At 39.6% G+C, this 24123-nt stretch carries 24 protein-coding genes and 3 tRNA genes; 21 read left to right on the top strand and 6 right to left on the bottom strand.

Features of this window, described 5'->3' with window-relative positions:
* Nucleotides 1-2: 2 nt before the first annotated feature.
* The 11 genes from OO184_RS14960 to OO184_RS14910 all read left to right on the top strand — a co-directional run bounded on the left by OO184_RS14960 (nt 3) and on the right by OO184_RS14910 (nt 10000).
* On the top strand, nt 3-710 hold the full coding sequence (locus OO184_RS14960) for a C40 family peptidase (protein WP_265379868.1): 708 nt from the start codon (nt 3-5) through the stop codon (nt 708-710).
* Between the two features lie 32 nt (nt 711-742).
* Nucleotides 743-1090 (top strand): hypothetical protein, encoded by a 348-nt coding sequence (locus tag OO184_RS14955; protein WP_265379867.1) that lies wholly within the window; start codon nt 743-745, stop codon nt 1088-1090.
* 67 nt (nt 1091-1157) lie between these two features.
* The gene (locus OO184_RS14950; protein ID WP_376712565.1) at nt 1158-1751 is read left to right on the top strand and encodes a tail assembly protein; all 594 of its coding nucleotides are present in this window, start codon (nt 1158-1160) and stop codon (nt 1749-1751) included.
* Nucleotides 1752-1845: 94 nt separating this feature from the next.
* On the top strand, nt 1846-2187 hold the full coding sequence (locus tag OO184_RS14945; protein ID WP_088371606.1) for a hypothetical protein: 342 nt from the start codon (nt 1846-1848) through the stop codon (nt 2185-2187).
* Nucleotides 2177-2455 carry a hypothetical protein gene (locus OO184_RS14940; RefSeq protein ID WP_240042979.1) on the top strand — a complete coding sequence of 93 codons (279 nt, stop codon included), beginning with the start codon at nt 2177-2179 and terminating at the stop codon, nt 2453-2455. Before OO184_RS14945 ends, OO184_RS14940 begins: the two co-directional genes overlap by 11 nt.
* Nucleotides 2456-2543: 88 nt before the next feature.
* Nucleotides 2544-6170 (top strand): TipJ family phage tail tip protein, encoded by a 3627-nt coding sequence (locus OO184_RS14935; RefSeq protein ID WP_265379865.1) that lies wholly within the window; start codon nt 2544-2546, stop codon nt 6168-6170.
* 1 nt (nt 6171) lies between these two features.
* Nucleotides 6172-6486, top strand: coding sequence for a hypothetical protein (locus OO184_RS14930; RefSeq protein ID WP_265379864.1), 315 nt, complete (start codon nt 6172-6174; stop codon nt 6484-6486).
* Complete coding sequence (locus OO184_RS14925) at nt 6486-7196, top strand: hypothetical protein (RefSeq protein ID WP_265379863.1); 711 nt, start codon at nt 6486-6488, stop codon at nt 7194-7196. The genes OO184_RS14930 and OO184_RS14925 overlap by 1 nt, the downstream gene beginning before the upstream one ends.
* Before the next feature lie 36 nt (nt 7197-7232).
* The gene (locus tag OO184_RS14920; RefSeq protein ID WP_265379862.1) at nt 7233-8396 is read left to right on the top strand and encodes a phage tail protein; all 1164 of its coding nucleotides are present in this window, start codon (nt 7233-7235) and stop codon (nt 8394-8396) included.
* Nucleotides 8396-9022 (top strand): tail fiber assembly protein, encoded by a 627-nt coding sequence (locus tag OO184_RS14915; RefSeq protein ID WP_265379861.1) that lies wholly within the window; start codon nt 8396-8398, stop codon nt 9020-9022. The genes OO184_RS14920 and OO184_RS14915 overlap by 1 nt, the downstream gene beginning before the upstream one ends.
* 399 nt (nt 9023-9421) lie before the next feature.
* Nucleotides 9422-10000: an ORF6N domain-containing protein gene (locus OO184_RS14910; protein WP_088371684.1), complete on the top strand. Its 579-nt coding sequence runs from the start codon at nt 9422-9424 to the stop codon at nt 9998-10000.
* Nucleotides 10001-10181: 181 nt separating this feature from the next.
* Here the strand turns inward: OO184_RS14910 and OO184_RS14905 are convergent.
* The 6 genes from OO184_RS14905 to uvrY all read right to left on the bottom strand — a co-directional run bounded on the left by OO184_RS14905 (nt 10182) and on the right by uvrY (nt 13731).
* Nucleotides 10182-10268: transfer RNA gene (locus OO184_RS14905), tRNA-Leu, on the bottom strand.
* Nucleotides 10269-10274: 6 nt separating this feature from the next.
* Nucleotides 10275-10348, bottom strand: a tRNA-Cys gene (locus OO184_RS14900).
* 75 nt (nt 10349-10423) lie between these two features.
* Nucleotides 10424-10499: transfer RNA gene (locus OO184_RS14895), tRNA-Gly, on the bottom strand.
* A 144-nt stretch (nt 10500-10643) separates the two neighbouring features.
* Complete coding sequence (gene pgsA / locus OO184_RS14890) at nt 10644-11192, bottom strand: CDP-diacylglycerol--glycerol-3-phosphate 3-phosphatidyltransferase (RefSeq protein WP_265379860.1); 549 nt, start codon at nt 11190-11192, stop codon at nt 10644-10646.
* 57 nt (nt 11193-11249) lie between these two features.
* Entirely contained in the window at nt 11250-13082 is a 1833-nt protein-coding gene (uvrC, locus tag OO184_RS14885) for an excinuclease ABC subunit UvrC (protein WP_265379859.1), read from the bottom strand.
* Complete coding sequence (gene uvrY / locus OO184_RS14880) at nt 13066-13731, bottom strand: UvrY/SirA/GacA family response regulator transcription factor (protein WP_265379905.1); 666 nt, start codon at nt 13729-13731, stop codon at nt 13066-13068. Before uvrY ends, uvrC begins: the two co-directional genes overlap by 17 nt.
* 434 nt (nt 13732-14165) lie before the next feature.
* On the opposite strand from uvrY, the gene OO184_RS14875 reads away from it, so the two are divergent.
* The 10 genes from OO184_RS14875 (at nt 14166) to phoH (ending at nt 23877) form a co-directional block, all read left to right on the top strand.
* Nucleotides 14166-14390, top strand: a complete 225-nt coding sequence (locus OO184_RS14875) for a DUF2594 family protein (protein WP_265379858.1) — start codon at nt 14166-14168, stop codon at nt 14388-14390.
* A 599-nt stretch (nt 14391-14989) separates the two neighbouring features.
* The gene (locus OO184_RS14870; protein WP_036775411.1) at nt 14990-15418 is read left to right on the top strand and encodes a universal stress protein; all 429 of its coding nucleotides are present in this window, start codon (nt 14990-14992) and stop codon (nt 15416-15418) included.
* Nucleotides 15419-15577: 159 nt separating this feature from the next.
* Complete coding sequence (locus OO184_RS14865; RefSeq protein WP_036807688.1) at nt 15578-15916, top strand: hypothetical protein; 339 nt, start codon at nt 15578-15580, stop codon at nt 15914-15916.
* Between the two features lie 242 nt (nt 15917-16158).
* Nucleotides 16159-16596 (top strand): universal stress protein, encoded by a 438-nt coding sequence (locus OO184_RS14860; protein ID WP_265379857.1) that lies wholly within the window; start codon nt 16159-16161, stop codon nt 16594-16596.
* A gap of 408 nt (nt 16597-17004) precedes the next feature.
* Complete coding sequence (gene aqpZ / locus OO184_RS14855; RefSeq protein WP_088371696.1) at nt 17005-17700, top strand: aquaporin Z; 696 nt, start codon at nt 17005-17007, stop codon at nt 17698-17700.
* A 353-nt stretch (nt 17701-18053) separates the two neighbouring features.
* Nucleotides 18054-18788 carry a phage tail protein gene (locus OO184_RS14850; RefSeq protein WP_265379856.1) on the top strand — a complete coding sequence of 245 codons (735 nt, stop codon included), beginning with the start codon at nt 18054-18056 and terminating at the stop codon, nt 18786-18788.
* 21 nt (nt 18789-18809) lie between these two features.
* Nucleotides 18810-19436, top strand: a complete 627-nt coding sequence (locus OO184_RS14845) for a tail fiber assembly protein (RefSeq protein WP_265379855.1) — start codon at nt 18810-18812, stop codon at nt 19434-19436.
* 400 nt (nt 19437-19836) lie between these two features.
* Complete coding sequence (locus tag OO184_RS14840; protein ID WP_265379854.1) at nt 19837-21135, top strand: phage tail protein; 1299 nt, start codon at nt 19837-19839, stop codon at nt 21133-21135.
* A gap of 360 nt (nt 21136-21495) precedes the next feature.
* Entirely contained in the window at nt 21496-22479 is a 984-nt protein-coding gene (locus tag OO184_RS14835; protein WP_376712564.1) for an endonuclease, read from the top strand.
* A gap of 606 nt (nt 22480-23085) precedes the next feature.
* Complete coding sequence (gene phoH / locus OO184_RS14830; RefSeq protein WP_265379852.1) at nt 23086-23877, top strand: phosphate starvation-inducible protein PhoH; 792 nt, start codon at nt 23086-23088, stop codon at nt 23875-23877.
* The last annotated feature ends 246 nt before the right edge of the window (nt 23878-24123 follow it).

Below are 24123 nucleotides of genomic sequence, written 5' to 3'. Positions count from 1 at the left end.
CAATGCGTGATAGTACATTGCAAGCAATCATGACTCATGCCAAATCGGAATACCCGAAAGAGTGTTGCGGGGTGATTGCTCAAAAAAGTCGTGTAGAAAAGTATTTCCCGTGTCGTAATCTTGCAACAGACCCTAAAGAGCAGTTTCATCTTGATCCTGTTGATTATATCAATGCTGAAGATTGGGGCACTATCACGGCAATTGTTCACAGTCACCCGGACGCAACGACACAGCCCAGTGAGTTAGATAAAGCTCAATGCGATGCAACTGAATTACCGTGGGTAATTGTGTCATGGCCGGAGGGGGATTTAAGGACCATTTACCCCAGAGGAGAGCTTCCTTTAATTGGCCGTCAGTTTGTATTGGGCCACACAGATTGCTGGGGGCTAATCATGAGCTACTTTAAGCAAAAACATGACATTGAGCTGAATGATTATCGGGTTGATTATTGCTGGTGGGAAAGTAGCAAAGAGAACCGTTATTTGGATAACTGGTATGAGTGCGGCTTCCGTGAGTTCAGCGACGCACCACAACCCGGTGATATGGCAATTATGCAAGTTTCTTCCCCTGTGGCGAACCATGCGGGTATTCTTCTGTCTGATAATATGTTACTACATCATATGTACGGACAACTGAGTCAACGCGTGCCGTATGGCGGTTACTGGAAAGACAGAACGGTAAAGGTATTGCGTCATAAAGACTTGTTGTGATTTATTCTTTTTTTGACTTAGAGAAAATGACAATGAAGAAAAAAAACATTCTTACTCTGTGTGCGCTTATTTTGGCAGGCTGTTCAAGCATCCAAGATATGAGAAGTAGTTCTCCCGACCAGGTTTACGCGTCCACAAAGCAGCAAACAAAAGATGTAGCTGAATGCATCCTGTTTGGTTGGCAAGAAAATAGCCCAAGATATGGAGGTGTTTTTATTCAACCTTATGGTAACGGCTATACAGTGTATTCTAATTCTCAGATTGAGGTTGTTGATATTGTAGATGAGAACAATGGAGTTAAAGTTAGTTTTTATCATCAAAGTGGATTATTTAATTATAGAATAAATGACCGAATTCAGAAAATAAAGAATTGCATATAAAGTGAATTAAAATTGCTTTTGTTAGTTTTTGTGTGGAGTTAACTGTATGGCTTATATTGATGTACCGATGCGAACAATCCGAATGCACGGACCTCTAATTAAACACTTTGGAAAAGAGTTTAAATATAAAGCGTTGGATGCGAAAAAAGCAATTGATGCTATGCGTTGCTTATTGCCGGGCTTTGAAAAATATATGATTGAGGCTCATAAAAAAGGGCTGACATTTGCGATTTTTGTTGGTGGTAGAAATATTAGTAAAGATGAATTGGATATGACGAAGGGAACCGATGATATCCATATTTTACCTGTCATTATTGGCAGTAAACGCGGAGGGTTATTCCAAACAATACTTGGTGTTGCTTTAATTACTGCTGCTGCTATTGCATCCGGGGGAATAGCTGCTGCATTTACAGCTGGGGGGATGTGGGGAACTACTGCAATGATAGGTGCATCAATGGCCCTCGGCGGTGTTGTCCAAATGCTTTCACCACAACAGCCGGGCTTGCGAATGCGTGAGTCCCCTGACAATAAACCCAGCTATGCATTCGGCGGCCCAGTCAATACAACGGCTCAAGGTAACCCCGTTCCTGTCTTATATGGAACACGAGAAATCGGTGGGGCAATCATTTCAGCAGGAATATATACCGAAGATCAACAGTAAATCACAAGCTAGGAATGGCTTACTGTAAATAAATTCAGTTGTGTTCTTTTATTAGTCAATAGTTTAATGTATAACTATGATTGAGGTAATGAATATGACGCAACAGTACAAAAGTGAAGCAGAGTTGTTAGAAGCATTGAAGACGATAACACCAGATGTATTTGCTGATTTTTTCAAAGAAAAAGGTATCACGCACTTAACTTGCCCTATATGTAAGCGTGGGAATGTAACTATTCCTATTGTATACGATAAGTCTCAGGAGGATTCACATGATTACGTGGTTCCATCGTTAACTGATAGACTCGATAGCGATGGTTGTTATAATCTTGCTAATTATAGCTATAAGATTCTTTGTAAGAACTGCGCTTACGAAATGCACTTCAATGTAAGCCGCATTATTTCATGGGCTGAAAAAAAGGGAGATCATGATGAATAAGGATAATGTACATTATATTGATTTTCCTGTTTCGAGCCGAATGAAAGAGAATGGTGGCGGCAATAGTGGAGGTGGAGATATGGAATCACGAGTAGCAAAACTTGAATCAGATGTCGAGCACATCAAGAAATCCATAGACGAAGTAAAAGCTGATGTGCGGGAAATAAAAAGAGACGCTCGTTTAGATTTCCGCTTGTTATTTGGTGCGATTATTGCCGTAGCCCTTGGGTTAGCTGGCTTAATGGCTAAAGGATTTCACTGGATTTAATTTAGCAACCATACTATTTAATGCCGCTTAATTGCGGTTTTTTTTTATTTAACCAACCTGCTTCGGCAGGTTTTTTTATGGGTGAAATATGGCAAAAGTAATCAAAGGGCGTAAAGGCGGTGGCGGTAAGCAACGAACTCCCGTTGAGTCGCCGGATAGCATCCAATCAATATCCAAAGCCAAAATACTCCTGGCGCTGGGAGAGGGTGAGTTTGCTGGTGGGCTGGATGGCACTAATATTTACTTAGATGATACCCCTATAGCAAATGCTGATGGAAGTTTGAACGCCTCAGGCGTTAAATGGGAATTTCGCCCCGGCACGCAATCACAAGAATACATTCAGGGAATACCCGCGGCAGAAAATGAAATCAGACTGGGTACAGAACTAAAAAGCGATCATCCGTTCGTTCGTGCTGTTTCGAACACCAAGTTATCAGCCGTCCGTTTGCGCTTTGGGTGGCCGCAGTTACAGCGACAAAAAGATAACGGCGATACGGTTGGTTACCGGATTGAATACGCGATTGATCTTGCTACTGACGGTGGAGCTTACAGAGAAGTATTAAAAGCCGCTGTCGATGGTAAGACAACAACACTGTATGAACGTTCCTATCGCATAGATTTACCGAAAGCAACAACGGGCTGGCAAATCCGTGTACGACGGCTGACGCCGAACAGTAGCAGCAATAGAATTGCCGATAAAATGCTAGTGCAGGCGATCACAGAAGTTATCGACGCAAAACTCCGCTATCCGAATACTGCATTGCTCTATATTGAATTTGATTCTAAACAATTTCCTGATATCCCACGAATTAGTTGTAAGCCTAAAGGCCGTATTATCCGTGTACCGTCAAACTATAATCCTGTTAATCGTATATATTCGGGGATATGGGACGGTACGTTTAAGTGGGCACACTCAGATAACCCGGCCTGGATTTTCTATGACATTATTCTGTCAGACCTGTTCGGGCTAGGTAATCGAATTAATTCAACGCAAATCAATGAAGCAGAGTTATACCGGGTTGCACAATATTGCGATCAATTGGTCCCCGATGGCCGAGGCAGTAATGGCAAAGAACCTCGTTTTACATGCAATGTCTACATTCAGTCTCGCAATGATGCCTGGACTGTATTAACGGATCTCGCGGCTATATTCCGTGGCATGGCGTACTGGGGGCAAAACCAGTTTGTTGCGTTAGCTGACATGCCCCGCGACATGGATTACATCTTTAATCAATCCAATGTGATTGGCGGGAAATTCGTTTATTCAGCAGGCAGTGAACGGGTACGCTATACAAACGCAATGGTGAGTTGGTCAGATCCTGACAATCACTATGCTGATGCGATTGAACCGGTGTCTGATAATGAGTTAGTAAGACGCTACGGTGTCAATCAAACAGAGATCACGGCCATCGGTTGTACTCGTCAAAGCGAAGCTAATCGGCGCGGAAGATGGGCGTTGCTGACAAACAGCAAAGATAGTGCTGTTTCATTCAGTGTGGGTTTAGAAGGACAAATCCCGTTGCCCGGCCATATTGCTGGGGTCGCCAACAGAAACCGGGCGGGCCGCATAATTGGCGGGCGTATCAGTGCGGTATCAGAGCGCAACATCACGTTAGACCGGGTTGCTGATGCCAAAGAAGGGGATCGCCTGCTAATTAATTTGCCGTCTGGTAAATCAGAAGGCCGGACAATTCAGGCAGTTAATGAAAAAGTGGTCACTGTCACAACAGCTTATTCAGAAAAACCCGCGGTTGAGTCAGGTTGGGCGATTGATGCTAATGATCTCTTTGTTCAGCAATATAGAGTTACAAGTGTGCGTGATAAAGGGGATAACACGTTTGAAATTAATGCTGTTTATCATGACCCGGATAAATATGACCGAATTGATACTGGCGCACGGATTGATGAACGTCCTATTTCGGTCATCCCGCCCGGCGTTCAAACTCCGCCGAAAAATGTGGCTATCAGTTCTTATTCTTCAAAATCACAGGGGCTTGCAGTCACTACACTGCGAGTAACCTGGGATGCAACCGAGAACGCTATAGCGTATGAGGCTGAATGGCGACGTGATAACGGCAACTGGATATCAGTGCCCCGAACTTCCACACAGGGCTTTGAAGTACCCAATATCTATGCCGGACACTATCAGGCACGTGTGAGAGCGATTAATGCCTCTGAAATATCCAGTATTTGGGCTAATGCCCCTGAAACTGTGTTGAAAGGCAAAGAAGGTAATCCCCCAGTACCACTAAATTTCAGGACAACGCCGATTGTCTTCGGGATCACAATTGATTGGAATTTCGGTGATGACACGTCAGACACACTGAAAACTGAAATTCAGTACAGCAAAACCAACGACGGTGAGGGATTGATGTTACTCACTGATATTCCTTACCCACAGCGGACACATACGATGCAGGGGTTAGCTGCCGGTGTGGCTTTCTACTTCCGTGCGCGTCTCGTTGACAAGTCCGGTAATCAAAGCCCCTGGACTGAATTCATACGCGGTGAATCATCTTCAGATGCGAGCTGGATAATTGACGCTGCGGGCGATAAGTTTCTCACAACAGAAGCAGGAAAGCAGCTTCAATCTCAGATTGATGATAATACCGAGGCAGCATTTGAAAATGCCGAAGCAGCGCTTGAAAATGCCGCCGCGCGTGATGCAGATATTAAACGTTGGATGAAAGAGAATGGAGATAGAAAAGCTGAAATTGTTGAAGTTCGCGAAGTACAAGTATCTGATCAACAGTCACTTGCACGTTATCAGCAGCAAGTATCCAGTCAGTTTGAGAATACAAATTCAAGCGTATTAGACATTAAAGAATCAGTGTCTAAATTAAATGAGTCAACGGCAAAAGATATTAATCAGGTTAAAGCGGAGGTTAATGATAATACAAATAAAATTACTTTAGCTAAAGGACTTATTCAAGAAAATAAAAATGCAATTGCAAATACAGATAAAGCATTATCTGAATATCAGCAGCAGGTATCTAGTCAATTTAAGAATACCAATTCAAGTGTATTAGATATTAAAGAATCAGTATCTAAATTAAATGAATCAACGGCAAAAGATATTAATCAAATTAAAGCGGAGGTTAATGATAATGCAAATGGAATCACTTTAGCTAAGGGGCTGATTCAAGAGAATAAGAACGCAATTGCAAACACGGATAAAGCGTTGTCTGAATATAATAACCAGACAAGTGCTGAATTCAAAAAACAAAAGGCTTTAATTGATACAAAAGCAACAACGGTTTTTGACAAAAACGGAGAAGGCTCTGCTATCTATACTGTCAAAGCTGGTATTAAATATAACGGGACAGAATACGACGCGGGAATGGTCATCGGCGCCGAAGTTAAAAATGGAATAGTCACAACAAATATCGGCTTTAATGCTGAGAATTTCACGTTTATGAATCCAGTGAACGGAAAATTAGTTCCATTTATGACAGCGAAAAATGGACAGTTATTTATTCGTGAAGGGTTTATTGATAAAGCTGTTATTCAGGAATTGTTAGTTGGCACTGAAATTAAATCGTTGAATTACATTCCGGGAAAATCAGGATTCTATTGGAATATGAAAACGGGACAAATGGAAAATATTGGAGTAGATAATCAGGGAAAAATGAAACAGACAAATACAACAATTAGTATTGCTGATGCGAAAGGCGCTCTGCGCGTGCAAATCGGAAAAATAACGGGGGTGTTTTAGTATGTGGGGATTTGAAACGTGGGATGCAAACGGAAATAAAAATAATACTGGTGTTATTCCATTTCTTCTTGCGGGAATAATTGATGTCCCTGCCGGAGTGAAGTCATTTAGTTATACGTATGTATTGCCGGCCGGATATGAGATTGATTATACAATATTGGATGCGGAAATTAATGTTTTGACTTGGCGCAATGCACAAACTTATACCATATCAATAAATAAAGGTACGATATCAGCATTGCAAACACAATCTCCATTTGGAATACCATCAGATCAACCAAAAACAATATTAGTCTTTTATAAAAAGGTAAGATAATGTTTAGTGCACTACTAACAACTCCAGATGGAACACCGTGGATTATACCAAATAGTACTCCCCTCTGCTTGCGAGAAACGCGAATATTACAAAGTAAAGATGTTGACAACCGAGGTATAGTTAATTTGGATATTCCTGTGTCAACGCGTTGCTTAATATTCGCTGCATGGACCGCGTGGCGGAATCTTGCACTTCCGAACGTTTATCAGTTTAAAACGGATAACAATAAGTGGGGATTTTCTGCATATGGGGGAATCAATAAAGGTGATCAATTAAAAATCTATATTTTTACAGACGATGAACAGAGACCGCCAATCGGAGAATGGGGGATTTGTGTGTGGGGAGAGCATAATAAGTGTATCTTGCATCATCTAAGTAAAGCATTGGCAATTAAAGGGGTAATGAAAACATTCCCTTCAAATTCATCAGATTATGTTTATATAAATTATTCTGAAACAATAGCGGGCAAAGTTGCAGTAATGGCAACAGTTGCAGGATTTGGCTTTTATAATTTGCAAATTGGCGGGCCACATGGAGGACAGTCGCTACCCGTTGATACCGTGTGGACGCCGCAAGCTTTACAAAGTGGTAATAATACGATTATTAGTTACTATAGTTCAGATTATTCACTTGGTGATGTTTCATTGTATTCACAGTTTAGTGGGATTTCAGGAAAGAATATATACATAGACACAGCCAGATATGATTAATTACATTATAATATAAAGTTCAACGGGTACTTAAACATGTCTTCATACACTACAGGCACAATTTCAATTGCTGCCAATTCAGATATTGCTACGGGAGCGGGAACACACTGGAAGGATAATAAGTTTGGTGTTGCTCCCGCACAGACCATATTAATTAAAGTCGGGAATGCCTTTAAATTATCGGCAATTAAGAACGTTAATAGTGATACGGAGTTAGTCTTAATCGATAAGTTTCCTGACGCTGTTTCTAATGCTGAGTATTTTATTCAAACATCAGTACCGAATACTTATTCTGATGTTGCTAGAAAAGTGACAGCGCAATTAAATTATACTGATGAGCTGTTATTCAATTTAAACAAATGGATGACAGAAAGCAGCGTTGTATATATCACAACACCATCTGGCGAAACAATTCAGCTTAAGACTATTGATGCAATAACGTCAGATATTAATGAGCTGAAGAAAAATTCAGTTCAACGTGATTGGATTAATGACAATTTTGCGCGCGGAAAAGTCGGTCATGTTTATATTACAGGCACAAGTCCGTGCATCCATTTTTTTCCGCCCGCCGATAAGCCCTCTCGTGGGATCTTTGTTATTCGAGCTAATCTTTCTAATGATTATCAGTCGTCTCTTCAAGTATATAAGCAAGATGCGACTAATTACGAGATAACTCATTCTATTAATTTTCCCCTGAAATCTGGAACATTAGCAACAGTTGATGATGTTAACGCGGTAAACACTTACCCGGTCGGCGCACCAATTCCGTGGCCGTCAAACTATCCCCCGACATCAAAAAATTATCTTATGTGCCGTGGTCAAGAATTTGATAAATCTCTATATCCGAAATTAGCAACCGCTTATCCATCTGGTCGGCTTCCTGATTTACGTGGTGAATTTATCCGTGGCTGGGATGGTGGGCGTGGTGTTGACAATGGTCGTGGTGTTTTGGAATGGCAAGGGGATGCAATGCAAGAATTAAGCGGAGTGTTTGATGGTGGTAACAACATCGGCTTGATAACACAACCACATGACAACACAAGCGGCGTATTTTTTGAGGGTGATGTGAGAGCAATGTCTTACGTTACTCAAAACGAAGTATCGTATGCAGTGCGATACGATGCATCTCGTGTCGCGCGTACTGCAAACGAAACCCGCCCCCGCAATATCGCATTTAACTACATAGTGAGAGCAGTATAATGACTGAACAAAAATACTCTTTAGAACATGAAGTAGCCGTATTAGGTGAAGACGGATTAGCAACTCAATCCGGCTGGATAAAGGTTTATCACACTAATCAAATCACACGAGAATTCACAAACTCTGATATTGAATATGTCATGTTGGGTGTCAGTTTGTCGGCAGATGCTTATCCCGACGCGCCGGAGCTTCCAAGTTCTGATGATAAAGCGCTCCGTCGCAGTGAAGATAGAAGCCGTTGGGAAATAGTACCGGACTATCGCGGTAAAATCGCTTACGACAAGCAAACACGAGAGCCGATTAAAATCACCGAAATTGGTGAGCTACCTGACACATTAACCTTCAAACAACCACCCACCGATTTTGATAAATGGGATGGTGAAGAATGGGTAGTTGATAAAGACCTTCTCAAATCCCATCAGATTGCAGAAGCAAAACAGAGGCAAGTAGAACTGTTACGACAAGCAAATGAAACACTCTCATTGCTACAAGACTCGGTTGACCTTGAAATTGCTACTGAAGCAGAAGAAGCCGCTTTGCTTGAGTGGAAAAAGTACAGAGTGCTATTGAGTCGTGTTGATGTTCTGCAAGCACCTGATATCGAGTGGCCGGAACAGCCAAGGTAAAAAAATGGCTATGCGGCCCATTAATTATTGACTTAAGAAAAAAGCTGGTTGGTAGTTGGTTAGTAGATTAATGATAAAATGTTAACTGGGGTTATATTTTCGTGAACATAATTTTTTATTTCTTTCAAGTTCTACTGTAAGTTTTGCGGCAGGCTTTGCAATTTCTTCTAATATCTTGCTTTTATACGTGTAATCTTTTGATTTCAGCGATAACACAGTTGATGATTGCTCTGGCTGCTTATCATTAAGCTATTATTTTTAGGCGAGTAGCTTAATTTTTTAAACTAATAACTTAATAACTGTTATTAAGGAGCATTGCAAATATCAAGATGGGAATGTTGAAGCCCTAGCTGTGTGGCAACAGTTGGGCCTCATAATGTCAAATTGGGAAATTTAAGCATGACGAGTATAGCAATTAATAAAACACATAACACTATCAATGCAGAAAACTTGCATATTATTACATATAACAGCATCCCGGTAATTACTACTGAATTGCTAGCACAGCTTTATGGCACGGAAACGAATAACATCAAAGTTAATTTTAATCGCAATGCGGATCGCTTCATTTGTGGGAAACACTATTTCAAACTCGAAGCTTCAGAACTTAAGGAATTTAAGAACAAGGTTACTCAAAGTAACTTAGTTGCACCCCGCGCAAAACACCTCATTCTTTGGACAGAACGAGGCGCAGCACGCCATGCAAAGATGCTGGACACAGATAATGCGTGGGATGTATTTGAAAAGCTAGAGGACTGTTACTTTAACAGGGCAGGGTTCAATGGGAAAATATTACTCACCATTGAAAATGGTGAAGTAACAGACTCAATGTCACTTAGTTCGAAACACCATGTCGCCACTCTTGATGAATTTTTTAAAATTGCCCGACATGCACGTTATTTCCTGATTCACGAAGATGCTGCCGCGCCAATGCTTAAAGCTTTACGCTCATGGGATTCACAAGCACCGCATCAGTAGAACGTTTTGGCGCACGGATGCGCCAGAGTATTAACTGAGTTCTTTTAGTGAATATTTATTCATTGTGATAGCAATGATGTTAGGAAAGCATGTTAGGAAGCGTGGTTACTGGTATTAAAAAAGCCACCTTGCGGTGGCCTTTTCTTTTCCCTAACTCACTGTCTTATTAGCGAATTTTATTTGGTGCCCAGGGCGGGACTTGAACCCGCACAGCCTTACAGCCGAGGGATTTTAAATCCCTTGTGTCTACCGATTTCACCACCTGGGCTGAATCTGGAGGCGCGTCCCGGAGTCGAACCGAGGTTGACGGATTTGCAATCCGCTGCATGGCCACTCTGCCAACGCGCCTTTCTATATTCAGGTACTAACCTCATTCAGGTACTAACCCTACTCAGCTACTAACTATCTTTCCGGTTAGTAACTTGGAGCGGGAAACGAGACTCGAACTCGCGACCCCAACCTTGGCAAGGTTGTGCTCTACCAACTGAGCTATTCCCGCACCGCTTTGAACTGGCTGATTTACTTATTTGTTTTCGTAAATCTCATGTGCCGTTCGATGCGTTGCATTCTACTTACTTCACGTATCGAGTCAACACAATTATTGTTACGCTGTGTTTGTTCGATGGTTTTTAAGTCATTTCGATCAAGCTTCACGCAAATCAGACCATGCCGCGTTTACATATTGAAACATTGACCAAAATGTCATCACTGTAGCAACATAAAGTAATATGAATCCACCCAATTCGAATTCAAAATTAGGTCGCCATAATAAAGCAACTAACGCCGCCATCTGCGCTGTCGTTTTTACCTTACCCATCCAGGAAACGGCAATACTACTGCGTTTGCCTAATTCAGCCATCCATTCCCTGAGAGAGGAGATGATAATTTCACGCGCTATCATGGTTGCTGCGGGGAGGGTTATCCACCACGTATGATAATGTTCGGAAACTAGAACTAATGCGGCAGCAACCATGATTTTGTCCGCGACAGGATCAAGAAATGCGCCAAAGCGAGTTGTCTGTTTCCAAAGGCGGGCGAGAAAACCGTCAAACCAGTCTGTCGCCGCAGCGACAACGAAAATTATGGCACAAACCATCGGCGCCCATGTAAATGGCAAATAGAATGCCAGGACAAAAAATGGGATCAGGACGATACGAAATAGAGTGAGCCATGTTGGTATATTTAATTGCATAGTGCTTCTTAACTATCTGGCTATAGTGGAATTTATAAGTATGGTGCATCAATGTACTTAGTGTTTCAATGCATTATAAATTTTTTCTGCTAATGCATAGGAAATAGTCGGTATTTTTGCGATCTCTTCGACACTTGCGTTACGTAAAGGCTGCAAACCTCCCATGTATTTCAGTAGCATTTGTCGGCGTTTTGGCCCAACTCCTTCAATAGATTCCAGCGTACTGGTGTTTCTAACTTTAGCTCTACGTTGGCGGTGCCCGGTTATTGCATGATTATGTGATTCGTCACGAATATGCTGAATCACATGCAGGGCCGGAGAGTCCGGCGGTAATGCGATACCTTTATCCTGTGTCGTGAAAAATAGTGTTTCAAGCCCGGCTTTGCGATCACTGCCTTTGGCAACACCTATCAATTGAGGACGCGTTTTATCCCATTCAACATCAAGAGACTGAAAGACATCTATTGCCTGAGCTAGTTGTCCTTTACCGCCATCAATGAAAATAATGTCGGGAATTTTTGATTCATCTAATGCTTTCCCGTATCGACGGCGTAGTACTTGATTCATGGCGGCGTAATCATCACCGGGAGTAATACCATTGATATTATAGCGCCGATATTCAGAACGTAGTGGGCCATTGCTATCAAATACGACACAGGATGCAACAGTTTGTTCTCCCATCGTGTGGCTAATATCAAAACATTCCATTCGCTGAATTTTTACTAACTTAACTAATTGAGCGAGAGAGTCTAATCTTTGGTGAATAGTTGATTGTTGCGATAAGCGGGTGGTTAGGGCGGTTGTTGCATTTGTGCGGGCAAGTTTCAGATAACGGGCCTTATCTCCGCGGGGGCGAGTTTGAATATGAATTTTTCGCCCGGATATTTCAGATAAAGAATCAGACAAAATGTCTTTCTCTGGCAAAGTAAAATCCAGCAAAATTTCTGAGGGCAAAGTCCGATTTTGGCTGCCCTGTAAATAAAATTGGCCAAGGAATGTTTGTACAATCTCATCAAGCTTTGTCCCAGTCGGGACTTTAGGGTAGTAACTCCGGCTACCCAGTACTTTGCCCTGACGTATAAACAGTACGTGCAGACAAGCCATTCCTGCTTCAAAGGCAACACTGATAACATCTAGGTCATCGTCTGTTCCTGAAACAAATTGTCTTTCAGTGACCTGACGAACAGCCTGGATTTGATCACGGTATTTTGCTGCATCTTCAAATTTCAATTGTTGGCTGGCTTGTTCCATTCGATTAATTAATCTGGTTAAAACTTGTTGATCTTTGCCTGAAAGGAACAGACGAATATAATCAACTTGTTGCTGATACTCTTCGTCACTGACCAGTCCTTTAACGCAGGGGCCAAGGCAGCGGCCAATTTGATATTGCAGGCATGGCCGCGAGCGATTGCGGTAGACACTATCCTCACATTGTCGGATAGGAAAAAGTTTTTGCAGTAAGATTAATGATTCTCGTACCGCATGAGCGTTTGGAAATGGGCCGAAATATTCGCCTTTGAAATGTTTAGTTCCCCGATGCATTGCCAGTCGTGGGTGTTTATCTGCGCTGAGCAAAATATAAGGATAAGATTTATCATCTCGTAGTAAAACGTTATATCGAGGCTGATAGAGCTTAATGTAATTATGCTCCAGTAACAGCGCTTCTGTTTCGGTATGCGTGACAGTAACATCTATTTGAACAATATGTTTAACCAGAGATTCGGTTTTACGACTGGCGACTTGTGCACGAAAGTAACTGGAAAGCCGTTTTTTTAAATCTTTGGCTTTACCGACATAAATAACCGTACCTGAGGCGTCATACATACGATAAACACCAGGCTGACTGGTTACTGCTTGTAAAAATGTTTTTGAATCAAATCGTTCCGTCACTATTTAATAGACTCTCTGTGTCGAATAGCCCATAACGTATTGCCATATGTGTTAATTCTACATCACCGCTGATATTTAGTTTACTAAACATTCGGTAGCGATAGCTATTGACGGTTTTTGGGCTAAGATTAAGTTGTTCGGAGATATCACTCACCTTTTGTCCTTTCGTGATCATCAACATAATCTGTAATTCACGATCAGACAGACAACTTAATGGATTGTCTGTCTGTGGACTAATCTGGCTAAGGGCCATCTGCTGAGCAATATCGGGAGCGATATAGCGCTGGCCGGCATTAACTGCACGAATTGCATTAATCATGTCCTGAGGGGTAGAAGCTTTACTGAGATATCCTCTGGCGCCGGCTTGCATCACCTTCATCGGCAAAGGATTTTCAGTATAGATAGTCAACATAATGACACGGACATCGGGACAATAACGCAGGATTCTTTTTGTTGCCTCCAGGCCGCCAATGCCTGGCATGTTCATATCCATTAACACGATATCTACTTTATTAGCCCGGCACCACTTTATCGCATCTTCACCACAATTGGCTTCTCCTGTTACTGTTATCCCTTTTACGTCATCAAGAATACGCTTTACACCAACTCTGATCAGCTCATGATCATCGACTAACAAAACATTTATCAAAAAAGTGTCTCCAACTGGCTCTATGCTCATACATGAGCTTCATTGATATTGCTTGTGTATTGAATTTGTTTCAGAAGAGTTAACTTCAATTGTCTATTTTTTGACTTTTAGTAAAGATTATATAAAACAATAGAATAGATAAATTATCCTAAAAGTTCATCAGGAATGTGAATATTATACTTATCTCTTTCAAAGACAAAAGAGAATTATTTTATACGATAGCAAGTATTATTTATTCGCAATAAGAACATTCTGTATATTCTGATTATGATGAAATTAATAACTAAATAAATATTTATAAAATAAATGGTCTTAACAATAATTTAACGTTTTTTTGTGTGGACCTATTTGGAAAATGTATAAAAATAGGGGATGAATCATGTGGTATAATTATTATTTTCATAATGTAATTAATACGTAAGCAGGTAACGACTATGAATAAAATCGATTTAATTCCTTCATCCGATACTGAAACCCTGGCAACAGAGGTGACATGTTTGAAAGTTCTGTTGGCTTCTATTCTTAAAACTATGGGGCAAGCGCATGCAGGGAAAGTGGTACTGAATTTGGAGCGTGTTATTGCAGAAATGGCAGATGAAAAACAGGCTAAGATATTTGAAAATACGGTTAAGCAAATAAAAACGTTATATCGGCAGTGAGGTAGGTCTCAGGGGTTAATGTTATTGCCCCTGTACATCCCACTTTTGCCACGTGTTGAAATAACCAGTGTTTGTTTTCATAATATTTTTTTGGAAAGATATATTATTATATGCATTAAATTAGTATAAGTGTATGAAACTAAAGATGTAAGATAAATAAATTAAAAACGATATTAATTGTCTGGTTATAGAGAAAGGTGCGGGAAGGGGAATGATTTGTGAAAAATCCTTAAGTTATAATTATTATTATATCGTTATATACAGAATGATATATTGAATAAAGGTATCAATTGACTTTTTCTTTTGCAAATAAGTGACTTAATCGGCGTTGATGACAAACAATAATAGATTCATTATTATGATAATGATTGGTTTTTACTTTTATAAATGTTAATTTTATGTGAATGATATTGGTGGTGTTTTTATATCGATATGAAATATAAGTGATTTTCTTGATTTTTATCATTGCATTTATGTGGTTGAATAACTCATAGTAATTAACAGGATATAGAGTATACTAAATGTAGTAGTCTGATTTGGTATGTAAATTTGGTTTGGTATGTAAATTTGGTTTGGTATGTAAATATAGGAGCGTGCGTATGTACAAAACTATTTTAGTACCGGTAGATATTTCAGAAGATGAACTAACGAGTAAAGCGGTTAAGCATGCACTGTCTTTGGCAAAAAAAACAGGTGCGAGGCTCCATATTCTTCATGTACTGCCAATTTCATCAGCGATTGTTAATGCATATTCGTTGGGATACGATGAAATTAAGGATAAAGCGACAATTAAAGCCGAAGATGATTTGAAAACGCTGCTTGATACCATCGATTTTCCTGATGACAGGTTATCCTATTCCATTGCATTTGGGTCGCCAAGAGATGAAATAACAGCAGCAGCGACAGAAATTAATGCTGATCTTATTGTTATTGGCTCCAGAAGGCCCAATATTACAACGCATTTACTAGGATCTAATGCATCAGGTGTTGTCAAATATTCGACAACATCTGTTTTGGTTATCAGATGAGGTGAAATATAATGAGAGAGATTGGCTAGCCATCTTCGGATGGCTTGCTAGATATGTTTTAGTTAACGCTGTGTTGCTCTATTTTTATTAAATTTACTCTGACTTCATTTTTATTGAAATTGCATAAGATTTCGTAGAGTTGTTGAGGATGCAATAATTATGGAAAAATTTACTGATAAACTGATTCGTTTGGACCATTTTTTATGGCGGGTGGTACGTTTTTACCTTATTGCTGCAACGTTTTTCTTTATTGGAATAATTCCGGGTGTCCTGGGGTTTTATCTGATAGAAGGGCATACGTTTTCTGAATCTTTGCTTAACGCTTTATCTATGCTGGGATCGCAGGGTTTAGATCCCGCTCCTGTTAGTTTATCCGGTAAATATTTTATTGCGATATATGGGGTATTTTTGGAAAGTGTGTTCTTTATTACTTTGGGGCTTGTTGTAACACCTTTCATTCATCGAATATTACATAAGTGGCATCTTGACTCTGAGTGATTGAAAATAGAGCTATACCGTAATTTATTTGATTTAGTTAAACAACTCACAACAAATAATGGAATATTCTATACCCAATGGATTTCAAGATGCATCGCGACGGCAAGGGAGTGAATCCCCGGGAGCATAGATAACGATGTGACCGGGGTGAGCGAGTGCAGCTAACAAAGAGGCAACTTGAAAGATAACGGGTATATACTCATTGAAGTAGTTAGGTTTAGTATATAAATATAGGAGTGCGTATGTACAAAACGATTTTAGTACCGGTGGATATTTCAGAGGATGAGTTGACCGATAAAGCGATTGCACATGCAGAGTATTTGGCAAAGTTATCTGATGCTAATATACATCTTTTCCATGCCGTTCCTGATATATCAAGATTTTCAATTAGTTATAGTTACCATTATGACTTGCTCAACTCTTTTGCTAAGAAGTCTGTTGCGAGATCAGAAGAGGAATTGGCAAAAGTGGCGGAGAAAATAGACTTGCCAAAAGAGCGAGTCTCTTTCTCCGTAGCCTTTGGATCACCGAGGGATAAAATATTATCGACAGCAGATGAAATTAAAGCAGATTTAATTGTTGTCGGTTCCCGACGGCCTAATATTTCCACCCATTTATTAGGTTCAAATGCTTCAGGAGTTGTCGGATATGCGAATATTTCAGTTTTGGTAGTCAGATGAATGATTTGTTCCGTAGTGAAAAGAACAGCTTTCATATAGTACTTATCATGTAGTACTTATCATATAGTACTTATCATATAGTACTTATCGCTTAATAGATCTTGTACTATTCAATACTGATGTGATAATCCGATGCGGGTATTTTGCATCGGATTTTCCTATTTTTAAACAGGATATTGAACTTATTTTGGCGATAATTGATTTTAAGTTATCCATTTTTCACCGAAAAGTTGATCTGAACAGGATAGATGGTGCATTAAATCCCGGTTTAAAGTGAATATCAAGTAAAGATGCTACAAGAATCAGAGACTTATACGGTTATAGTAAAAATAAGCATGATTTTAATTTATTGGCTATAGTTAATTTCAGCAAGGTAACTCGTTTTGAATAACTGGATGAGGACAAAATATGTTAAGAAAATTAACAGCTGAATTGCTTGGAACTTTTGTTCTGGTTTTTGGGGGATGTGGTAGTGTCGTATTCTCTGCTGCATTTCCTGAATTAGGGATTGGTTTTGTCGGTGTATCTTTGGCATTTGGTTTAACAGTATTGACGATGATATATGCTGTTGGGCATATTTCTGGTGGGCATTTTAATCCCGCTGTAACAATTGGTCTTTGGGTTGGTGGTCGTTTCAGGGCAGTAGACGTTATTCCTTATATTATTTCTCAAGTTATCGGTGGTATTCTTGCTGCGGCGGTACTGTATGTTATTGCCAGTGGGCAGGCGGGTTTTGATGCGACCGCGAGTGGTTTTGCATCAAATGGTTTTGGTGAGCATTCACCGGGTGGATTTTCACTTCAATCAGCTATTGTAGCTGAAATTGTTTTAACGGCTATTTTCTTAATCGTCATTATTGGTGTGACAGATAGACGAGCACCTCCGGGTTTTGCACCATTAGCAATTGGTCTGGCGCTGGTTTTAATTAATTTGATTAGCATTCCTATTACCAACACGTCAGTCAATCCGGCACGAAGTACGGCTGTTGCTATATTCCAGAATACCTGGGCTTTAGAGCAGTTATGGTTTTTCTGGGTGATGCCAATTATTGGCGGGATTGTTGGCGGGGGAATTTACAGGCTATTTTTTGCTGAAAAACAATAAGTTTTACTAGTGAGTTACCTTGCTTAAGGCCACGCTGTAGTGTGGTCTTTTTTGTCACTGTTATTTTTTCATCTGTTTTAATAAAGGTAGTAAACATTATCATGAAAATTTGCAGTTATAAATAGCAAAGATAAGAGATGACGAATGAAAATAATCTGTGTGTTTTATTGCAATATGTTGGGTGATTTATTACTGCTAATTATACAAAAATAATTAACCCTATAAGTTATAAAATAAATTTCATTATTATTTTACTGAACTAGACTATAATTATCGCCAATTGAGAGAGGCTACCTGTACGACCATTTAATATATTGATTACTGAATGATATTATTGAATTTTAGAGGGATGTATGAGCCAAAGAAATGATTTTAAAGCATTTTCTATCAGTGGTAATGCTAATGTAGTGAGTCAAGAGAAATATGAAGAAAGTCAGAGTTTACAGTCGGGTTTTCCACCAGAGAGTATTTCTACTCATGTATTAAATAAGGCCTTGCGCCAATCTTCAACAATATCGTCTGTTGTGGCTAATTTTATTGCGACACAATCTGGTGAGGATGTTTTGGATAATGGAGATACGGCTAAACTTACTGCACAATTAAATAGAGCTTTAGACCAAAAATTAAACACAGCCTTAGAACAAAAAATTTCAAATATTTCTAACGTCCCCGTTGGCGCTCCTATTCCCTGGCCGTTGCCTAATCCACCTTTCGGTTATTTCACTTGTAATGGTTCCGCTTTTAATAAATCACAATACCCGAAGTTAGCAGAAGCTTATCCTGACGGTAGATTGCCTGATTTAAGGGGTGAGTTTATTCGTGGTTGGGATGATGGGCGCGGTGTTGATAGTGGTCGTATTCTTTTGAGCTCACAGGCTGACAACACAAAAAGAATACAACTTACGAAGGGACTCCCAGATGGACAATACCTTTCTAGCTATCAAGGTCCTCCAGATAGATACGTGTATCCGATGGGTCGCGATGTCCTTGATGCTGCTACTACTGCATCATCAATTGCTAACAATACAAGCGGTTATGAAACCCGTCCTCGCAATATCGCATTTAACTATATCGTAAAAGCAGAATAATATCGTAAAGGCAGAATAATAATGACACAAGAAAATATCTTAGAGACTAAAACCGCTGTATTAGGTGAAGACGGATTGGCGACTCAAGCTGGTTGGATAAAAGTTTACCATGCTAATCCCTATTCGAGAGAATTCTCTGGCTCTGATTTAGAATATGTTGCGGAAGGCGTAGGTTTGTCAGCGCATTCTTATTTAGATGCGCCGAATCTGCCCGATTCTGATGATATGGCTGTGCGTCGCAGTGAGGACGGAAGTTATTGGGAAATTGTTCCTGACCACCGTGGAAAAATAGCTTACAACACGCAAATGGGCGCACAGGAAGAGGTGGCTGCGCTGGGTGAATTACCAGAAACATTAACATTCGAGCAACCGTCCACCGATTTTGATAAATGGGATGGTGAAAAATGGGTAACGGACTTTGAAGCTCAAAAAGTCAATCAAATTGAACAGGCAGAACAACAACGTGCTATTTTCCGTCGGCAAGCTGATGACGCTATCACTGTATTGCAATATGCGGTTGAAACTGAAATGGCATCGGAAGATGAAAAAACTTTATTGCTAGATTGGAAAAAGTATTTGGTATTACTGCGTCGGATTGATGTTTCATCGGCGCCAGAGATTGATTGGCCTGAAAAGCCGCAAGAATAATACCATTAAAGTCTTATAATCCTCAGATATCGACAAGGTACTGGTTTTTTAATCAGTACTTTGATTGGGAAAATTTGTATAAAAGTCCATATAAAAATGAACTCTGATTTGTAAAATTGATTTAGCTATCGATTTTAAATTTATTTCTGATAAAAGAGGGGAGGGGTGAAGAAAGGTATTTTTAGATTTTGAATATAAGAGGTTTTAATATATTTTTTGATGGTTAATTGTTTGTTTTTTTATTTTTCTTCATTGTGATGAAATAATTAATAATTCTATTTTTAATAATATTTTATTGTTTTTAAGAATTAGACTATAACTGATGTAAATTATGGAGAATTATTTCTAATAATTCGATTTATTGACTGTGAATAAATATTATTCAATTTGGGGAAGATATATGAGTAAAAATGATTTTAAAGCTTTTGCTATTAGTAATAACGCTAATGTGGCCAGTCAACAAATCTATGAAGCATATCCAGATTTGCTGCGTGGGTTTCCAGACAGGCAGGTTATTGATAATTACATGTTGAATAAGATATTACGTCAAGCATCAACAATAACATCGGTTGTAGCTGATTTTATTGCGACACAATCTGGTGAGGATGTTTTAGATGATGGTAATGTAACTAAACTTACCGCACAGTTAAATAAAGCTTTAGAACAGAAAACTATAACAGGAATTCCCAATGCTTCATTGACACAAAAAGGTATTGTTCAACTTACTGATGCGATTGGCGATAGTGATACATTGGCAGTGACGCAGAAGTTGATTAAAGAAATAGTTAATTCATTACTTGGAAATATTAATGCCAGAGTACCTGATAACCGGAAAATAAACGATAAGGTGCTGACTGGAGATATCAATTTGACTGCGGCGGATGTGGGCGCAGTATCAACTAATGATGCAATGCATTCAATGGGTTTTGCTCGTTTGTATGGTTCGGAAAATCTATACGATGGTTGTGCCGGGTATGGACCCAACTCGCCATTCCTTACTAAATATGGATTGCCATCTGATTGGTATGGAGTTCAGTTAAGATTTAGTAATGTAAATGGCTTATCAAGTGAAGGAGTGGATGGTGTATGGAGTCACCGGTTAGTTTTTTCGCATGAAGGCAGTACATATCGTACAGATAGCATAAATAGCCATAGTAACAGACAAGTTACGCGTAAGTTTTGGGACGATAAGAACGCTAAACCAGACGCTAACGGATATCTTAAAACAGCTTCCCCGGTAATAGAAATCTACCCTGATGGCACATTCTCGACTAATGAAGAATCAAAGGGTGCTGAAGTGATAAAAGAAGGGACCGGCGTATATCGTATATTAAATATCTTGGGTTATAACGCTGATGGTGCTTGGGGGGTGCATGGGGGCATTTCTGTTCCCTGCGACAACAATAATCTCGAACTGATTTTTGTTGATGATCAGGTTCAACCTGACGGCTCTATTGTCATTAAGACTTTCCATCGCCAACATGCGCATTTACCTGAGAGATTTCAAAATTGGCGACTCAAATCTATAGATGACAATGGCAACAAGATCTTCTATCAAGATGGGGAATCCTGTGATATTCCCGATTCTTGCCGTTTAGATATTCGGGTCCAAATGCCAGAAGATTCACACTGGAACTTGAATCGAAAGAAATTACAGGAAGAAATGGAGAGTACCGGCGTTTTTGGTAATAAATTGTAGTAATACGGGGCCGTGTATCGGCCCTGTATCTTATTTGAACTTCAATATCGGAAGCTGACGTTCAGCATTATTCTCTATTTTTTCATGCCAGTGGTGAGTGATATAACCGCTCGTTTTTAAAGCATATAATCTATGTATCGATCTCATAATCCCCAATTAATCATTCCGCAATCATGGGATAACTACCCTCTTGTGATATCTCGATCTGTTTATTGAGTAGTCTTTCTTTTTAAAAGAAGTGCTAAGAAGAAATGCAAAGAAACAATATTTGTCTTATAGGTCGATTATGAGGCAACATAAAAGTGTAAAATCAGAATGATATTTTTGCATAAGTAGGGTTTATCATTGAAACGTAAAGTTATTTTTTGGACAATTCATATTGGGTGTTTCAGTTTAATTGCTCCTTTATCTTCTTTTGCCGCTCCGTCTACCTTTGAACAAGCTAAAGTTGAATTGCGTAAACGCATTTATCATGATCAATTTAAGTCAGAGACCGGGACATTTTATTGTGGTTGCCATTGGCAATGGACAGGTAAGAGCGGTGGACGTGCAATCCTCTCTTCGTGTGGTTATCAAGTCAGATCACAACAGAATCGTGCTGAACGAATTGAATGGGAACATATTGTTCCTGCCTGGGTTTTTGGTCATCAGCGGCAATGTTGGCAAAATGGAGGGAGGAAAAACTGTGTCGCTTCCGATCCTGTTTTCAGGGCGATGGAATCTGATATGCATAATTTGGCTCCATCAATTGGCGAGGTTAATGGCGATCGTAGTAATTTCAGTTATGGAATGTTACCGAAAAATATGCCGAATGATTATGGTCATTGTACCAGTAAAGTCGATTTTAAATCTCGCACGTTCGAGCCAAGAAATGAAGTAAAAGGGCAGGTCGCTCGGATCAATTTTTATATGCATGATCGTTACAATCTTTCCATGTCTCGTCAACAACAGCAATTATTTATCGCTTGGGATCGCCAATATCCACCGAGTAAATGGGAGCGGGAGAGAGATAACCGCATTGCTGGTATTATGGGGCATCATAATCCTTTTGTTACCGGTGAGCAGAAATGGCAATTGTGGCATAAAAACTCCGCTGCGGGCATTCCCAAAACCGAGCAGGGAAAAGGGCAAAGAAATAATCAAGCAGATACCCAGAAAAAACAGGGGTTATCTGGAGCCTCTTCTACAGGATTAATTAAAGGGAATAATAACAGCAAAATCTATCATTTTTCTCATTGTTCAGGTTATAAGGTGATTCAGGAGAAGAACGCGGTCTATTTTAAAACAGAAGGTGAAGCAAAGAATGCGGGTTTTCGATTGGCTGGAAACTGTAAGAGTACTTAATAAAGCAGATAATTAACTGTTTTCTCTGTTGTCATCAATAATAATATTGTTGCCATCCGGTAGAGAAGAGCGCTTGCAGATAGTGACTTCTTTGCTGGATGGTAACTGAATATATCAATACTATAATAGCTAAATGAATGATGGCTACTATGGTGTTAAGTAATTAGCTTATATTAATGAATACTTATCACTGTAAATATTAAGTCATATTATTTAATGAATTAAACTTATCGCAAAAATAAATAAACAATACTGTCGATTATTTTTAATCGAGAGTTTCTGGCTTGTTTGTCAAAACTTGGAAATTGTCATTATACTGTCATAATGATTCGTTAGTTTTCACTAAATAGAAATAATGGTGAGTAACGTTAATGATTGATGTTCCGATGATATGCGAACCTGTGGGAATATCAAAGTCATTAATATATGTGACGGTTCTACCACCGTTTTTCTATGGGGCTAAATAAGCGAAAAGGAGGCGCCTATCTATTTGAAATAACGTATACCCAATGGATTTCAAGATGTATCTTGAAAGATAACGGGTGTAGTGATTATATCGGTGATATGACACCGTATGGGTGAAAACAACGATAAGGTGATACTGCTATGAATAGACAGAAAGCAGTGATTAAATCACGTCGAGAGGCAAAGCGGATGATGAAAAGGGATTTGCGCCATCATCAATGTTATCAGGATGATAATGTGACCTCTCTGGTACAACTCGGTGGCGTAGAAGCCATTGGTATGGCACGTGATAACCGGGATACTTCGGAAATTTTGCCACGGACCGAAACGCAATGGCGTTATATGCGCGCAATAAATTACAAAAAGCTGATTATTGCGAGTGGGGAGGCGGGGTGTGGTAAAACGTTTATCAGTGCGGCAATGGCTGCGGATGCATTGATTAATAAGGAAATTGATAGGATCATTGTCACCCGTCCTGTATTACAGGCAGATGAGGATCTCGGTTTTTTGCCCGGAGATATGGCTGAAAAATTTGCCCCTTATTTCCGGCCGGTTTATGACGTTTTATTAAAACGCATGGGAGCATCATTTCTGCAATATTGCTTACGGCCTGAAATTGGCAAAGTGGAAATTGCGCCTTTTGCCTATATGCGAGGCAGAACATTTGAAAATGCATTTGTAATTCTGGATGAAGCTCAGAATGTAACGATTAATCAGATGAAAATGTTTCTGACCCGGCTTGGAGAAAATGTGACTGTGATTGTCAATGGTGATATAAGTCAATGTGATTTGCCGGTTGGCGTCGTATCAGGATTGCGTGATGCACTGGGAAGATTTTCAGATGATGAAATCGTCAGTGTTATCCATTTCAATCAAGAGGATTGCGTTCGTTCTCAACTGTGCCAGAAAACGTTATTGGCTTATTGTGAATAAATTGCGGAAATACGCCGTTGAGGGCTTTTGCGAAAGCGCCTCACGGCGTAATCCTTAGCATATTCGCTGATTATTCGGTAGATTTTAGATCTCTTATTTTCATTTTTTGATTCTGGATAAACTTATTTGTAATTAATTATTATGTTGAAAGCGTATTTAATCTGACAGACATCTATATAAATAACCGGTAACTGTCAGATCTGGTCTGAGCTAGTACATCTAATAGCTAACGGCCAATGATTTTTA

Source organism: Photorhabdus aballayi (assembly GCF_026153155.1).
GTDB classification, from domain to species: Bacteria; Pseudomonadota; Gammaproteobacteria; order Enterobacterales; family Enterobacteriaceae; genus Photorhabdus; species Photorhabdus luminescens.
This window is presented reverse-complemented; position numbering and strand designations above follow the sequence as displayed.